12 protein-coding genes are annotated in these 15,769 nt (G+C 64.5%); 2 read left to right on the top strand and 10 right to left on the bottom strand.

From position 1 onward, the window contains the following. Positions 1-14: 14 nt before the first annotated feature. The 8 genes from fleR to PKB_RS08130 all read right to left on the bottom strand — a co-directional run bounded on the left by fleR (position 15) and on the right by PKB_RS08130 (position 8,367). Positions 15-1,439: a sigma-54-dependent response regulator transcription factor FleR gene (fleR, locus tag PKB_RS08165; protein ID WP_043250647.1), complete on the bottom strand. Its 1,425-nt coding sequence runs from the start codon at positions 1,437-1,439 to the stop codon at positions 15-17. A gap of 4 nt (positions 1,440-1,443) precedes the next feature. Beyond that, positions 1,444-2,649: a sensor histidine kinase gene (locus PKB_RS08160; protein WP_043257051.1), complete on the bottom strand. Its 1,206-nt coding sequence runs from the start codon at positions 2,647-2,649 to the stop codon at positions 1,444-1,446. Between the two features lie 123 nt (positions 2,650-2,772). Then, the gene (locus tag PKB_RS08155) at positions 2,773-4,248 is read right to left on the bottom strand and encodes a sigma-54 dependent transcriptional regulator (protein WP_043250644.1); all 1,476 of its coding nucleotides are present in this window, start codon (positions 4,246-4,248) and stop codon (positions 2,773-2,775) included. Positions 4,249-4,474: 226 nt separating this feature from the next. Beyond that, on the bottom strand, positions 4,475-4,771 hold the full coding sequence (fliT, locus tag PKB_RS08150; RefSeq protein WP_043250641.1) for a flagellar protein FliT: 297 nt from the start codon (positions 4,769-4,771) through the stop codon (positions 4,475-4,477). 26 nt (positions 4,772-4,797) lie between these two features. After that, the gene (gene fliS, locus PKB_RS08145; RefSeq protein ID WP_043250639.1) at positions 4,798-5,178 is read right to left on the bottom strand and encodes a flagellar export chaperone FliS; all 381 of its coding nucleotides are present in this window, start codon (positions 5,176-5,178) and stop codon (positions 4,798-4,800) included. Between the two features lie 132 nt (positions 5,179-5,310). Further along, a complete protein-coding gene (gene fliD, locus PKB_RS08140; protein WP_043250638.1) occupies positions 5,311-6,711 on the bottom strand; it encodes a flagellar filament capping protein FliD in 1,401 nt (466 codons plus the stop codon). Positions 6,712-6,795: 84 nt separating this feature from the next. After that, the gene (locus tag PKB_RS08135) at positions 6,796-7,146 is read right to left on the bottom strand and encodes a flagellar protein FlaG (protein ID WP_043250635.1); all 351 of its coding nucleotides are present in this window, start codon (positions 7,144-7,146) and stop codon (positions 6,796-6,798) included. 78 nt (positions 7,147-7,224) lie between these two features. Then, entirely contained in the window at positions 7,225-8,367 is a 1,143-nt protein-coding gene (locus PKB_RS08130) for a flagellin N-terminal helical domain-containing protein (protein ID WP_043250633.1), read from the bottom strand. A 216-nt stretch (positions 8,368-8,583) separates the two neighbouring features. On the opposite strand from PKB_RS08130, the gene PKB_RS08125 reads away from it, so the two are divergent. Both PKB_RS08125 and PKB_RS08120 read left to right on the top strand, forming a co-directional pair. After that, entirely contained in the window at positions 8,584-10,239 is a 1,656-nt protein-coding gene (locus tag PKB_RS08125; protein ID WP_043250631.1) for a tetratricopeptide repeat-containing glycosyltransferase family protein, read from the top strand. Beyond that, a complete protein-coding gene (locus PKB_RS08120) occupies positions 10,236-12,098 on the top strand; it encodes an FkbM family methyltransferase (protein ID WP_043250628.1) in 1,863 nt (620 codons plus the stop codon). Before PKB_RS08125 ends, PKB_RS08120 begins: the two co-directional genes overlap by 4 nt. Positions 12,099-12,162: 64 nt before the next feature. On the opposite strand, the gene PKB_RS08115 is transcribed toward PKB_RS08120, so the two are convergent. Next, positions 12,163-13,752 carry a flagellar hook-associated protein 3 gene (locus PKB_RS08115; protein ID WP_043250626.1) on the bottom strand — a complete coding sequence of 530 codons (1,590 nt, stop codon included), beginning with the start codon at positions 13,750-13,752 and terminating at the stop codon, positions 12,163-12,165. 10 nt (positions 13,753-13,762) lie between these two features. Further along, positions 13,763-15,760: a flagellar hook-associated protein FlgK gene (gene flgK, locus PKB_RS08110; RefSeq protein WP_043250624.1), complete on the bottom strand. Its 1,998-nt coding sequence runs from the start codon at positions 15,758-15,760 to the stop codon at positions 13,763-13,765. Positions 15,761-15,769 lie beyond the last annotated feature (9 nt).

Below are 15,769 nucleotides of genomic sequence, written 5' to 3'. Positions count from 1 at the left end.
GAAAGCGATGCTGCTTAGCTGGCGTACAGGTAGGCCTCGACATCCATGCCGGCGTCACGCATCTGCGCGAGCTTGTATCGCAGCGTGCGCGGGCTGATGCCCAGGCGCTCGGCGGCCTCCTTGCGGCGGCCGCGCTCGCTGCGCAGGGTGTCGATGATCATCTGGAACTCGCGGCGCTTGAGGTCTTCGCCCAGGGCCCCGGCAATGTCCGCGACAGCCGGTGACGGAATTCCGGCGCTGCTCGGCACACTCGCCGGCGGCGGCGTCAAAGTCACCACCGGCGCCATCACCGGCACCGGCCGATGACCGATGGGCGCAGTCAGGCACAGGTCGTGCGGCTGGATCTGGCCGCCCTGCTGCAGGATCAGCGCACGCTGGATGGCGTTGTCCAGCTCGCGCACGTTGCCCGGCCACGGGTGCTCCAGCAGCGCAGTGCGGGCCTCGGCCGACAGGGTCGTCGCGGCCATGTTCATCTTCTTCACGTACTTGGCCAGCAGGCGCTCGGCCAGCGGCAGGATGTCCGCCGGGCGTTCGCGCAACGAGCGCCAAGCCAGGGGGAACACCGAAAGGCGGTAGTACAGGTCCTCGCGGAAGCGCCCGGCCGCCACTTCACCGAGCAGGTCACGGTTGGTGGTGGCGAGCACGCGGATATCCAGCTCGATCGGCTTACGCGCGCCTACCCGCTCCACCTCGCGCTCCTGCAGCACGCGCAGCAGCTTGGCCTGCAGCGCCAGGGGCATCTCGGAAATCTCGTCGAGCAGGATGGTGCCGCCGTCGGCCAGCTCGAATTTGCCCGGCTGCGCGGCGATGGCGCCGGTGAAGGCGCCCTTCTCGTGGCCGAACAGGGTGGCCTCGAGCATGTTGTCGGGAATGGCCGCGCAGTTGATGGCAATGAAAGGCTTGCCCGCACGCGGCGACTGCTGGTGGATGTAGCGCGCCAACACTTCCTTGCCGGTGCCGGACTCGCCGGAGATCAGCACAGTGGAATCGCTGCGCGCGACCCGTGCAGCCAGTTCCAGCAATTGCAGGCTGGCTGGCTCCACGGCCACCGGTCCCTCGCCTTCAGCGGCGATCGAACGGCCCAGGGCATGGCGCCCCACCAACTCCAGCAGCACCTTCGGCTCGAAGGGTTTGACCAGGTAATCGGCGGCGCCCTGACGCATGGCGTCCACAGCGCGATCCACCGCGCCGTACGCGGTCATCAGCAGCACCGGCAGTTGCGGGTAGCGTGCGCGGATCAGGCCGAGCAGCTGGTGACCGTCCATGCCTGGCATGTTCACGTCGCTGATCACCAGGCCGAAGCCTTCGCGCTGCAGCGCGACCAGCGCCGCCTCGGCACAATCCACCGCGGTGAAGTCGCAGCCGCCGAGCAGCAGGGTATCGGAGAGCGCCTCGCGCAGCGCGCGATCATCTTCGACGAGCAGAATTTTGGCGGACATGCGGTTATTCCTTGTGTTCGCGAACGGCCGCCGCGATCAGCGGCAGGTCGAGGATGGCGCAGGTGCCGCGGCCGGGCCGCGAGCGCAGCTGCAGCGCGCCCTGGTGGGCCTTGGCAACGGCCTTGACCACCGCCACGCCGAGGCCGGTGCCGGTGTTCTTGGTGGTGAAGAAAGGCTCGCCCAGGCGCGCCAGGGTGCTGGCGTCCATGCCCGGGCCGCTGTCGCTGATCGCCAGGCGCAGGCAGTCGCCGCGGGCGAACAGGTGCACCTTGAGGCGCACATTGCTGCCGCCTGCCTGGATGGCGTTGTGCAGCAGGTTGAGCACGCTGCCGACCAGGGTGTCGCGATTGCACAGCAACTCGCCGTGGCGGGCGTCGCACTGCCAGCGCAGTTGCAGGCCGGCGACATGAGGGTCGGCGGCGGCGCGCAGGCTGGCGAAGAGTTCAGAGGGGCTCAGGCGGTCCGGCAGCGGCAGTTCGCCACGGGCGAACACCAGCATGTCGCGCACCTGGTTTTCCAGTTCGTGCAGGCGCTCCTTTAGGCGCCCGGCGAAACGCTGTTGCTGTTCCAGCGGCAGCTCGTGCTCGCTCAGGTGGCTGGCATAGAGCATGGCGGCAGACAGCGGCGTGCGGATCTGGTGGGCCAGCGAAGCGACCATCCGCCCCAGCGCGGACAGGCGTTCGTGACGCGCCAGCTGATCCTGCAGGCGACGGGTTTCAGTCAGGTCGTTGAGCAGCACCAATTGCCCGGGCTCGCCGTCGAGCGAGCGGGTGGCGATGGACAGGCGGCGTCCGTCGCGCAGGGAAATCTCGTGGCCGTCGTCCTTGCGCGGGGCGAAGCAGCGCGCGATGACCTGGCGCCAGAGCATGCCTATGAGTGGTTGGCCGAGGAAACCGATCGCCGCCGGGTTGGCCTCGCGCACCACACCCTGGCCGTCGATGACGATGACGCCGCCGGGCAGCAGGTCGAGCAGGCTTTGCAGCTGGTTGGCCAGGCGCTCCTTCTCGGCCAATTCCTGCATGCGCTGGGCGCTGACCAGGGCGAGCTGGCCCTTCAGCTCGCTGACGCGCGCTTCCAGCATGCTGTAGGACTGGCTGAGCTGGTTGCCCATCTGGTTGAACAGGGCGAAGGCCTGTTCCAGATTGGCACGGCTGCTCTCCTCCATGCTTTCGCTGGAGGTCGGCTCGGACTGCTGGGATACGGCTTGCATCATGCGGCTCTCTCTTCCACCCGACGTCATCGAAGCGTCGGCTGGAAGAGTCTTAGCAAACCGCGTGCCTAAAATTTATTCCTTTATTTTCAGGCACTTAAGAAATGGAGCATGGCGAAGGCGTCAATCCTCCGCCATTTCCTCCTCGCGCCGGCTCATGCCGTACTTGCGCATTTTCTCCACCAGGGTGGTGCGGCGGATGCGCAAACGCTCGGCGGCACGGGCAACTACGCCGTTGGCATCGTCCAGCGCCTGCTGGATCAGCCCCTGCTCGAGGTTGGCGAGGTAGTCCTTGAGGTCGATGCCCTCTGCCGGCAGCATCGCCGGCGAATCCAGGCCCGGCAGACCGGCGGTGATGGCCGCACGCTCTTCCAGTTCCTCGCGCAGGCTGGTGGCCAGATCCTCGTCCTCGTCGTCGACGTGACGGAATTTCTTCGGCAGCTCGCCGACGCCGATCACCCCATAGGGATGCATGATCGCCAGGCGCTCGACCAGGTTGGCCAGCTCGCGCACGTTGCCCGGCCAGTCGTGGCGGCAGAGCGACATGATGGCGGCGGAGTTGAAACGGATCGAGCCGCGTTTCTCGTGCTCCATGCGCGAGATCAGCTCGTTCATCAGCAGCGGGATGTCTTCCACGCGCTCGCGCAGCGGCGCCATCTCGATGGGGAAGACGTTCAGGCGGTAGTACAGGTCCTCGCGGAAACTGCCGCCCTCGATCATCTTCTCCAGGTTCTTGTGGGTCGCGGCGATGATGCGCACGTCGACGTTCTGCGTCTTGTTGCTGCCCACACGTTCGAAGGTGCGCTCCTGCAGCACGCGCAGCAGCTTGACCTGCATCGGCAGCGGCATGTCGCCGATCTCGTCGAGGAACAGGGTGCCGCCGTTGGCCAGCTCGAAGCGGCCGGCGCGGGTCGTGATGGCGCCGGTGAAGGCGCCCTTCTCATGACCGAAGAGTTCGCTTTCCAGCAGCTCCGCCGGGATCGCCCCGCAGTTCACCGGGACGAAAGGCGCGTCGCGGCGCTTGGAGTGGTAGTGCAGGTTGCGCGCCACCACTTCCTTGCCGGTGCCGGACTCGCCGAGGATCAGCACGCTGGCGTCGGTGTCGGCGACCTGTTGCATCATCTGCCGAACCTGCTGGATGGCGCGGCTGGTGCCGACCAGGCTGCGGAACAGGTTGGGCTCGCGCTGGCGGCCACGCTCGCGCGCCTGGTCGTACATCTCGCGATAGACCTGGGCGCGGTGCAGGGAGTCGAGCAGCTTGTTGTAGCTGGGCGGCATTTCCAGGCTGGCCAGCACGCGGCGGCGCAGCTCTTCCGGCCAGTCCGTCGGCGCCGGTTCGCCGATCAGCAGCACCGGCAGGTATTCGTCCCAGGCGGCGAGCTGCTTGAGCAGCTCCAGCGCCCCACCCTTGTTTTCGATGTTGCCGACCAGCACGCAGAGCACGTCGCGGCTGCCATTGGGCAACGGGTCGACGGTCAGGCGCCAGTCACGGCTGCGGCAGGACAGCTGGTCCTCGCCAAGGAAGTTGAGGATGACCGAGAGTTCGTGGCAACGCTCGGCGTTGTCGTCAATCAGCAGGATCTTGGTTTCACGCCACATGTTGCTCTTATCTTCCGATGGCTTGGAGGGCCGATGACCGGCGACTGGAAGGGAAAGGCAGAAACGAACTGCCATCAACTGGCCACTAGTAAAGTCAAAAATGTGGCAGCAGTCAAATTAATGGCGTGTTTTTCTCGTTGTTTCCGACGAAGAAGAACTTACTCGCTCGGCTGCGCGGCGGCAATGTCGGAAAGAAGGGCCGCGCCGAACGGGCGACCCGACCGGATCAACCGAAGAGCTGGTAGACCTTCGCGCCCTTGTGCGAACGGTTCACCCGAATGATTTCCTCGGCGACGTTCTCGCGCTGCCGCGTGACTTCCTGGACCAGCTGGCGATAGAGCATCAGCAAGCCTTCGAGGCTGCGCTTGAGGTCGCTGTCATCATCCATCGGCTCGAGCATGGCGGCGTCGACATGCTGGCGGCACTCCAGGTCGAGCCGTGCGACGGCTTCCCAGTCCTGATCGGCCAGTGCGGTGCCCAGGGCAGCGCGGGTCTGTTCGATTCGCTCGACGGCGAGGGTCATGGTCGGTATCTCCTGGCGGTCCGTCGTTATTGGGCGACAGCGTCCCAGCCTTCCTTAAGGGTACGCAGCAGGCCGGAGACCTCATCGAGGATTTCCACGTCGTTACTGCGGTTGGCCTCGCCCAGGCGACGGCTCATGTAGTCGTAGAGATTGGCATAGTTGTGCGCCAGCTCACCACCGACTTCGAAATTCAGCGCTTCGCGCAGGCCGCCGATGATAGCGACGGTCTTGGCGATCAGCATGCCCTTCTGCGCGAACTCTTCGCGCTCCATGGAGCCCCTGGCCTGGGCGATACGGCTCAGGCCACCTTCCATCAGCATCTGGATCAGACGATGAGGCGAAGCGTCGTGCACCGCGGACTGGGTGTTGACGTTCTGGTACTGGCGCAGCGCAGCCATGGCATTCATGCGATATCCCCTTGATTCCTTGAACGATCAGATCGTTGGTATCCAGGGTATCGGCGATGTTACGGGAATCTTTAGGAGGAAAGCGGCTGGAATGCGACTTGCGCCATTCCAGCCGTTCGAAGGGAAGCCGGATCAGCTGCTGGAGCTGTTCTTGTTGTTCAGCGCGTTCAGCGTGGTCAGCACGCTGCTGCTGGTGGACTTGAGCTGGGCGACCAGGCTGTCCATGGCGTTGTACTTGGCCATCAGCGTGGTGTTCAGCTTGTCCATGCGGTTATCCAGCGTGGTTTGCTGGGTCGCAAGGTCGCTCAGGGCCTGGTTCAAGTTCGAAGTGCGCTGATCGAGCAGGCCGTTGCTCTGCGTGTAGCTCTTCAGGCTGCTGGTCATGCGATCGAGCAGGCCGCCGCTGCCGGTAAAGAAGCCCTGCACCGAGGCGAAGTTGTTGTTCAGCGCCTTGTCCAGCTTGGTGTCATCGATATCGAGGGTGCCATCGTTCTGCGTGGCAATGCCCAGTTGCGAGAGCAGCTTGATGGTCCCGCCACTTGCCGAAGTACCCACCAGCTGGTCGCGCAGGCCGCTTACCAGGTTACGGGTCATGGCGTCGCCTGCCAGGGCCGCAGCCGAGGTAGTGGCGTTGCCGCTGCTGTCGGTGGTGTTGGTGACCTTGGTCAGCGAGTTGATCGAAGTCGTCAGCGCGTTATAGGCGTCGACGAAGGACTGGATCGAGGTCTTCAGACCGTCCTTGTTGGTGTCGACGGTTACCGTCGATTTACCGGCAGAGACCAGGTCGAACTCCACACCGCTGATTGCGCTGGTGATGGTATTGGTGCTGCTGGACATCTGCAGCCCGTCGATGGTGTACGACGCATTGGCGGCCGGCGCGGAGACATAGCCACCGGCAGTTGCCGAGGCCTGGGTGCCGGAGCCGTCGATGTTGAGCACGTTCAGGCTGCTGTCGCCCGACGCGGCAATGCTGATGTCGCTGCCCGCCCCCGTGGTGCTGGAGCTGAGCACCAGGCGCGGGCCGGTGGAGTCGGTAATGATGTTGGCGGTGATGCCGCTGGACTTCAGCTGGGTGTTGATGCTGTCGCGAATGGTCGACAGGCTGGAGCCGTCTGCAACGTTGACGTTGTAGGTGCTGCTGCCCTGGGTGATCTTCAGGCTGCCGGCGCCGAAGCTGGTCGAGGCACCGACATACTGGGTGGCAACCTTGGAGCTGGTGGCCAGGCTGGTGACGTTGATCGCGTAGGTGCCCGCCGCAGCGCCGGTGCCAAGCTTGGCGGTCAGCACGTCGGTCGACGAGGATTTGACGGCCAGGCCGGCGAAGGAACTCGAATCGTTGAGCTTCTCCAGGGCGGTCTGGAAGGTCGACAGCGCACTCTTCAGGCTGCCGAGCGCCGAGAGCTGGGTATTGGCCTTGGTCTGCTGAGTGGTGATCTGACTCTGCTTCGGAGCCTTCTGGGCGTTGACCAGCGACGACACGATCGAGTCGATGTCGTACCCGGAGCCCACCCCATTGATTGAAGTCCCAGCCATCTCAGCACTCTCCTATCCAAAATCCCGGCGGTTTTTCGTCACCGCGTTCGCTGTTCCGGTCTCATTCAAGTTTCGCGCCAGCTTTCAGGCACGCTCGAACAACAGGTTGCCGGACTCCTTCAGACTCTCCGCCAACTTGAGTGCGACCTCGGACGGAATCTGCCGGATCAGCTCGCCGGTATCGGAGGCTACCACCTTGACCACGGTTTCACCGCTGGCTTCATCCACCGAAAACTCCAGGTTGCGCTGCACGCTCTGGGCGTGATCCTGCAACTGGCGTACGGCTTCGCCCAGGTCGGACGGTTTGGCGGCAGGCGAATTCTTGTCGTCCTGCGGCAAGGCGTTGCCGCTCGAGGCAGCGCTGGTCGACCGGCCTGCGGTGAATCCGACGGTGTCGACGGAGCCCAGAGTCGTGATGCGGATGTTCGTATCCATCTGGCTTTACCCTCCACACGCAAAGCAAGGAAGGGCGCCGAGCGCCCTTCCCCCATTTTCTGCCTTCAGGCGCCCCTGTTACTGGAGCAGCTTCAGCACGCCGGACGGCAGCTGGTTGGCCTGGGCCAGCACCGCGGTGGCGGCCTGTTGCAGGGTCTGCTGCTTGGTCATTTCGGCGGTTTCCGAGGCGAAGTCCACGTCCTGGATGGTGCTACGTGCGGCAGTGGCGTTCTGCGACACGTTCTGCAGGTTGGAGATGGTGCTGTCCAGGCGGTTTTCCACGGCACCCAGGGCGGAGCGTTGGGTGTCGATCTGCTTCAGCGCGGCGTCGATCACCTGGGTAGCGGACTGGGCACCCTTGGAAGTGGTGATGTCCAGCTGCTGAACGGTGAAGGACGACGGAACGGTGTTGGTGCTGCTGGCGGTCGCCGCAGTGGCACCGCTACCAGCACTGACGATTACGGTGCTACCGGAGTGCAGGATGATCTTGGTGCCAGTGCTGTCGGTGGTGGCAGTCACACCGCTGACGTTGGTGTTGATCGCGCTGATGATGTCCTTGGTGGTCGACCCCTTGGCGATGTTCACGGTGGTGCCGTCGATTTTCATGGTACCGGCAGTTGCGGTCACGGCGTTGGCCGAGGCCAGGGCGGTGGTCAGGGTTACGTTGACCGAAGCCAGGGAGGACGAACCTTTCAGGGCCGAAGCGCCCATGTCGCCGAGGCTGAAGCTGATGGTTTCGTTGGCGTTGGCGCCGACCTGGAAGGTCATGGTGCCGTTGGTGCCGGCGGTGCCGTCGAGCAGCTTGATACCGGAAGTACCGCCACCGAAGGTGGTGGTCTTGGAGATACGGGTCAGTTCAGCGGTCAGCGACTTGAACTCCTGGTTCAGGGAAGCCTGGTCTTCGGAGCTGTTCGAGCCGTTGGCCGACTGCAGGGACAGTTCACGCATACGCTGCAGGATGTTGGTGGACTCCTGCAGGGCGCCTTCGGCGGCCTGGGCGATGGAGTTGGCGTCCTGGGCGTTCTTCACCGCCACATCGAGGCCTTTGACCTGGCTGGTCAGACGGTTGGAAATCTGCGAGCCGGCGGCATCGTCCTTGGCGCTGTTGATACGCAGGCCGGTGGACAGGCGGGTCATCGAGTTCGACAGCGAGTTGGCAGCCTTGCTCAGGTTCTTCTGAACGGACAGCGAAGCGATGTTGGTATTAACAGTAAGAGCCATGACGAGATCCTCGTAATTTGGGCAACTGTGGCTCCCAGCCTTGGCAACCGCCCGAAGTGGCCTGGAGAACCTTCGTTAGGGTTATCGTCGGGACGCGGCTGGCCTTTAGCCCTTTTTCAAATTTTTTTTCCATCCCTCTTGCAAAGCGGCGCTGGCCCCCTTCTTGCAACCCTCCTGCATCCCGTCAAGGCAACGTCACTTCAAGGTAAAGGCTCCATGCAGACACCGACCCTCCAGGCCCAGGTCCAGCGTATAGCGCAGGCGCTGGGCGAAGCCGAACGGACCGGGGACGAGGAAGCCAAGATTCCTCTATATCGCCAGTTGCTGAAGCTGCTGCCCGACCTCGCGCTGGCCCACGCCCACCTTGCCGCCCTGCTGCTCGAGCGTGATCGCGAAGACGAGGCGCTACCGCACGTGGAGCACGCACTGGCATTGCCTCAGGACGACCAGGTAGACAGCCTGCTGTTCGACGAATTGGCCAAGCGCCCGCGTTTCAATGGCCACCTGGTGAAGGCACAGCAGTGGTACGACGCCAAGCCGAACCTCTGGCGCTTCAAGCTGCTGCTGGCTGCGCTGAATCGCATCGAAGCCCACGCCGACGCCGAGCAGCTGATTCTCAGGACCCTGGAGCAGCCGCTGCCGTCCTCCGAGCAGACCCAGGTTCTGAACCTGCTGGCCCAGCTCTACTACAACACCGGGCGCTTCCACGAGAGCGTCGCCTGCTGCCAGCTCGGCCTGGAACAGGCGCCGGACAGCGTGCCGTTGAATTTCAACTACGCAGTCGCCCAAGAACAGGTCGCACGCTATAGGGAAGCCTTCGAGGCCTATGCCAAGGTCCTGCGCCTGGACCCCGAACACGTCGCCACCCACAACAACCTGGCCTTGCTGATGCTGCGCCTGGGCGAGTTCGAGCAGGGCTGGCAGCAATACGAGTGGCGTTGGGCCGAGGTGCAGAAGGAGCACAACCAGTTCTTCAGCATTCCGCGCTGGCAAGGCGAGTCCCTGGAAGGCAAGACATTGCTGGTCTGGGCGGAACAGGGCATTGGCGACCACATCATGTTCGCCAGCATGCTCGAAGAGCTGACCAAGCTGGGCGGCACCATCCACTACGAAATCTACGAGCGCCTGGATGCCCTCTTCAGCCGCAGCTTCCCCTCGGTCCAGTTCGTTCGCCGCGAACTGCAGGGCACCGCAAAGGATGGCGCCCAAGTCATGCATCGGCAGACCTGGCCGAGAAGCGATTATCAGATTCCCATGGGCAGCCTTCCCGCCCTGCTGCGACCGAACCTGGAAAGCTTCCCGCGGCAGCCGCATTACCTGCAGGCCGACCCGGCCATGGCCGCCGAACTTCGCCAGGACTACCAGCAGCGCTTCCCCGGCAAGCGCCTGATCGGCGTTTCCTGGCGCGGCGGCACCAGCGTCTCGAACGAGAAGCAAAGCCGGATCATCCCTATCCCAAGCCTGGCGATCCTTGCGGCGCAGCCCGATGTGCAACTGGTCAACCTGCAATACGGCGACACCAGCACCGAGCGCGAAAGAGCCCGCGAGAACGGTTTCGAGATCCATCACGACGAGAGCGTCAATCCGCTGCACGACATGGACCGCCAGGCGGCCCAGATCGCGGCCCTGGACGCCGTGGTGAGCATCGACAACACCACCGTGCACCTGGCGGGCGCGATTGGCGTGCCGACCTATGCCCTGCTCCCGCTGAATCCGAACTGGCGCTGGGGGCTGGAGGAAGGCCCCAGCTACTGGTATCCGAGCGTGCGGCGGGTACGTAACCACAAACTGAACGAATGGGACGATGTCCTGACTCGAGTGGCCGGGCAATTGCGCGGCGACGGCATTCTCCAAGAAGGATCAATCGCATGAAGTGCTGCGTCATCATCCCGGTCGGACCGGGACACCTGGAACTCGCCCAACGCGCCGCAGCCTCCGTGGAGCGCGCCAAGGCACAGGGCACCGGAGCCTTCGATGACATCGAGATCCTGATCCAGGACGACAGCCAGGGCCTGGGCCGCTCGCGGGCGCGCAATCTTGCCGTCGCCGCGGCCGGCGAGAAAGGCGCCGACTGGCTGTTCTTCCTCGACGCCGACGACCTGATGGTCGAAAGCGCCTTCCTCGAAGTGGCTGACCTGCTCCAGGAGCAGGACGGCATCTGGGGCGCGATCTACGTCGCCGACCTGCAATCGCAGCAGGCACAACGGCGGCCGCAGCAGATCAGTCCGCTGACGACCCTCGAACAGCTGTTGCTCAACGACCCTTACCTGACCCTGCAAATGGGTCACTTCGTCCGCCAGGAAGTCGCCGCCGCCTACCCGTTCGACACGGAGATGGATACCGGCGAGGACTTCGATTACTACCTGCGCGTGTGGAAGGAAAATCGCTGCATCAAGATCGACCGGCCGCTGTTCCTCAATGTCCGCGGCCAGCACTCCACCGGGCCGCGCTCGGCCACCGGCACCGACTGGCGCAACGCGATCAACCGGGTGTTCAGCGACTTCTGCCGCGACAACGACGTCATCGCCAGCGTGCCTTTCGGCGGGCAGCAGGTGCACTTCCGCCTCGGCAATACCCTGGACCTGATCCAGAACCAGCTCGCCCGCGAGCATTTCTTCGAGGTCGCGGAACTCTCCGAGACCCTGCTCTGCCTGCCGAAACAGGCGCGGATACTGGACGTGGGCAGCAACATCGGCAACCACGCCCTGTTCTTCGCCTGCATCGGCGAAGCGGCGGAGATCCACTGCTTCGAGCCGGCCGAGCACATCGCCGAGCAATTGGAAGTGAACTTCCGCATCAACGAGATCGAACCGTCACGCTACGGCATCCATCGTCTTGGCATCGGCGCCAGCAGTGGCCGCGCGAGCCTCGACCGGATCGACACGAGCAACCTCGGCGCCACCAGCCTGAAGAACGACGAACACGGTCAGATCGAAGTCGAGACCCTGGACCGGCTGTTCCCGGATGCCGACATCGACCTGCTGAAGATCGACGTGGAAGGCATGGAGCTGGAAGTCCTGGCCGGCGCCCAGGCGCTCATCCAGCGGGCCCGACCGCTGCTGCTGATCGAGATCGCCAACGCCAACAAGTCGCCGTTCCTGGCCTGGGTCGCGCACAACGGTTACCGCGTGCATCGCGTGTTCGAACTGGTCAACGCATCCAACTACCTGCTGCTGCCGCTGCAGGAGCGCAAAGGATTCTACGAGCGTGGAGTCGCTGCACACCGCGAGTGGAAATCACGCGTACCGCTGGTTCCCGGGCAAGCGCCCTGCGGATGGTCGATTCCGGACTACCTGCAGGCTTACCTGGGTGACACCCCGACCCTGGAGCTGCGCGTCGCCGACGGCCGCCTGCTGGCCCACGACCTGCAACGCGGGCTCGACATCGAACTCGGCAACGACGCCCTGGCCGATCTTTCGCGGCGCTTCCCGACCGCGAACCTGGTGCTGGGCGACATCCTCGGCCGCCTCAACGACGAACAGTTCAGCGCCGTGCTCGCGAGCCTCGGCGGACACCGAGGCGACCTGCTGCTGCTGGACATCATGGATGCCCGCTGGAACCTGTCCCACGACCAGGCCGGCCGCTACCGCGACGCCGAGTGGTACCTGGGCCAGGCCAACCGCCACGGGTTCCTGCTGCACGACCACCAGAAGTTGCCGCACAAGGCGGCCCTGGGCCTGCACGAGCAGCTCGACAACCGCCTCACCCTCCTCCGCCTGAAGAAAGCCTGACCCTCAGGCCAATGAAAAAGGGGATGCCCGATGGCATCCCCTTTTTCATGTCCGCTGGAAAACCTCAGAGCTTGTTGAACAGGCTCAGCTGGCTGATTCGCGCGAACGCCGCCTGCGCGGCCTCCAGCATGGTCTGCTGCAGCACCAGCTGCGAGGTGGCCGAGGCCATGTCGGTGTCGCGGATCGACGACTGCGTGGTGGTGTTGGTCAGGCTCAGGCTCTGGTTCTCCTGGCCGAGCAGGTCGATGGTGTTAAGCCGCGAGCCGATCGACGACTGGGTGCTGAGCACCTGGTTCATGCCGTTGTCGATGTTGCTCACGGCGCTGGCGACCATGTCGCGAATGGCCAGTTGGGCCTGGGGGTTGTTGGTGGTCGAGGTATCCAGCGCCTTGCGCAGGTCGCCCAGGGTATTGAGGATGTTCTGCCGTTCCGGCGAGGTGGCGGTGATGCTGAACTGGTCGCCAGTGTTCGGCGCCGCGCTGATCGACAAGTCGACCCCGCCGACGGTGATGGTCTGCGGGAAAGTGGCGCCAAGGCTTCCGCTGGTCATCGGCGTGGCGCTGGGGCTGGTCGGCAGCGCGTAGACATCGTAGGTCGTGGCACTGGTGAACTTCAGCTGCACGCCACCATTGGGGAACTGGGTGTTGTAGGCCGTGGTGTTGCTGACCGTGGCGCTGGTGATCTGCGCGGCCGAGGTGTTCGACGCGTTGCGCTTGATCGCCATGGCATCGGGTGCGGTACCGAAGCTGAAGCTGTAGCCGCCGACCAGGGTGTTCATCTGGGTGGGATCGTCGCCCTTGGCCAGTGACACGTCGAGCTGGAACTGCGAGCCGCGGAACAGGATGGTGTTGCTGTCGCTGGAGGTCGCGTCGAAGGTGCCATTGGTATTGGCCTCGGCGGTGACGTCGTTGCCGCCACTGTCGAGGATCTGGTACTGCGTCCCGCTGAGCACCTTCAAGGTGTAGGGCGCGCCGCTACGGAAGTCGGCGTTGTAGCTGGTGTTGTCGGTCACCGTGCCCTGCGAGAGGAACGCTCGCTGCACGCCGTCGGCGTTCGGGTTGGTGGTCAGCGAGCTGGTGGTGCGACTGGCGTTGGCGGCCATCTCGAAGATGCCCCAGCCACTGTCTCTGATCGGCATCAGCAGGTTGTCGGACACCTGCAGGTCCAGCGCGCTCTGGTCGCCCTGGTAGCTGTAGCTGCCGTCGGCGTTCTGCACGAAGGGCTGCACAGTGCTCTTGCTGCCGGAGAACAGGTAGTTGCCGCTGGCGTCCTTGCTGTTCATCAGGGTCAGCAGCTGGTTCTGGATCTGCCCAAGCTCGTCGCTCAGCGCGCCGCGGTCCTCGTCGGTCAGCGAACCGTCGCCAGCCGACAGCGTCAGTTCGCGGGCGCGCTGCAGCGCACTGTTGATCGAATCGAGAACGCTCTGTTCCTGGTTCAGGCTGTTGGTCGCGGTGGTCATGTTGCCGCTGTACTGGGTCAGCAGCGCCTGCTGCTGTTGCAGTTGCAGCAAGCGCGCGGCGCCGACCGGGTCGTCCGCCGGTGTCTGGATGCGCACGCCGCTGGAAATCTGTTCCTGGGTCTTGGCGATGCTGGCGTAGCCGCGTTGGTAACCGTCGATGTTGGAGTTGAAGATCTGCGGGGTGGAAATACGCATCACGGCCGCCTCAGATGTTGTTGATCAGGGTGTCGAAGAGCGTCTGCGCGGTCTTGATGATCTGCGCGGAGGCCGTGTAGTACTGCTGGAACTTCACCAGGTTCGCCGCTTCCTCGTCGAGGTTCACCGCCGACAGCGAGTCGCGGTTGCTTTGCGACTGGGTCAGCACCGCGTCGGTCGCCGTAGCATCGAGCTTCGCCTGGTTGGCCGTGGCGCCGACGTTCTCGGTAAGGCTGGCGTAGGCACCGGTGAGGCTCATGCCACTGCCGCTGCCCGTGCCGCTGCCGACCGTCTTGGTGCTCTGCAGGTCGATGAGCTTCTGGCCGTTGGTCTTGTCGGCATCGCCATTGGCGTTGAAAGCCAGGGTGAAGCTGTCGTTCTGTCCCGGATAGCCAGCGATGGTGGTCTGCAGGCTGAACGCCGGCGGGCCGGCCAGGTTCACGGCAATGTCGTTGCTCTGCCCCGGCACGATGCTGCCGGTGCCCAGGGAGTTGCCCGCCGAATCGTAGACGGTATAGCCCTGGGTGCCGCCGCTGGCGGCGTCGAACACCAGCTTGACCGGCAGCCCGGCCTGGATGGCCGCCGGCAGCGTGGCGCTGTTGCTGGCGTCGAGCTGCGTGGTGAGGCTGGTGCCGCTGATGGCGCCGCTGCCGATGTTGCCGGTGGTGGTGGAACCGACCACGGGCGCGGCGAAGGCCAGGCGGTTGGCATCTGTCATGGTGACGCCGATGTCGGAGGCGGCGGTGCGCGTCGGGATCACCGTGAAACGGTCGCCTGCCTGGATGGTGCCGACGCTCTGCTGGCTCAGGCTGAAGCCGTCGAAATCCTTCGGCGGGCTGTCGGTGAGGTCGCCGGTGCCCATCGACTGGCCATCGGACAGACGACGCACCGAATAACCGGTGGCCGAAGTGAAGGTCACTTCGTAGTCGCTGGTGGTCAGGGCGCTGCTGTCGTCGATGCTGACGTTCAGGTTGCCGGTGCCGACGTTGTGCGCGTTGGCCAGGCTGCGGTTGCCGATCACGCTCGGGTCGTTGATGTCCTTGAACAGTTCGGCGCCGAAATTGCCGTTGAGGTCCAGGCCCTGGCCCAGCTGGCTGTTGAAGGTATCGGCGAGCACCACCGCCATGCGCCCCAGTTCGTTCTGGGTGGTGTCCAGCACATCGGTGCGATAGCGCAGCAGGCCGCCCATCTGGCCACCGGTGACCACCGAGGTGACATCGACATCGACGCTGCCGCTGGTCAGGGTCAGGCTGTCCTGCGACGGGTTGTTGGCGCTGGGGCCGGCGCTGAGGGTCGAGGCGTTGCTGCCGACCACCAGCGGTTGCCCGGAACCGAGGTAGAGGTTGTAGGCACTGCCCTGCTGCACGACGCTCACGCCGACCATGCTCGACAGCTGCACCACCGCCTGGTCGCGCTTGTCCAGAAGGTCGTTGACGCTGGCGCCGCTGGCCGAGGCCGCGGTGATCGCCTGGTTGTAGCCGGCAATGGTCTTGGCGAGGTCAGTGACCTGCCCGGCCAGGCTTTCCATCTGCGTATTGACGTAGCTGTTCTGCGTGCCGAGCTGGGTGGAGATGGAGTTGAAACGCTGCGCCAGGTTTTTCGCCTGGGTCAGCACCAGGCCGCGCGAGGCCGCGTCGGTGGGCGTGGCGACGGCCGTCTGCAGCGAGGCGAAGAAGTTCTGCATCACTGTCGACAGGCCGGTGGTGCTGTCCGAGAGCAGCGAGTCGACCTGGTTCACCTGGGTCAGGTAGGTCTGCGCATCGTTGTCCACCGCCGTGGCGCCGCGCAGCTGGTTGGCCAGGAACTGGCTGTAGAGGCGGCGAACGTCCTGCACCGTGGTACCGGTGCCGACGTAGTACTGGCCGGCGAACTGCGACGCCGAGGCGACCTGCACCGACTGCTGGCGCGTGTAGCCTTGGGTGTCGACGTTGGTGATGTTGTTGCCGGTGGTGGTCAGCGCCGTCTGCGAGGCGTTGAGGCCCGACAGGCCGATGGATAACAGGTTCATGGGCTTTCC

This window comes from Pseudomonas knackmussii B13, from assembly GCF_000689415.1.
In the GTDB taxonomy this organism is placed as follows: Bacteria; Pseudomonadota; Gammaproteobacteria; order Pseudomonadales; family Pseudomonadaceae; genus Pseudomonas; species Pseudomonas knackmussii.
The sequence above is the reverse complement of the archived record's forward strand: the minus strand, read 5'-3'. Positions and strand labels throughout refer to the sequence as shown.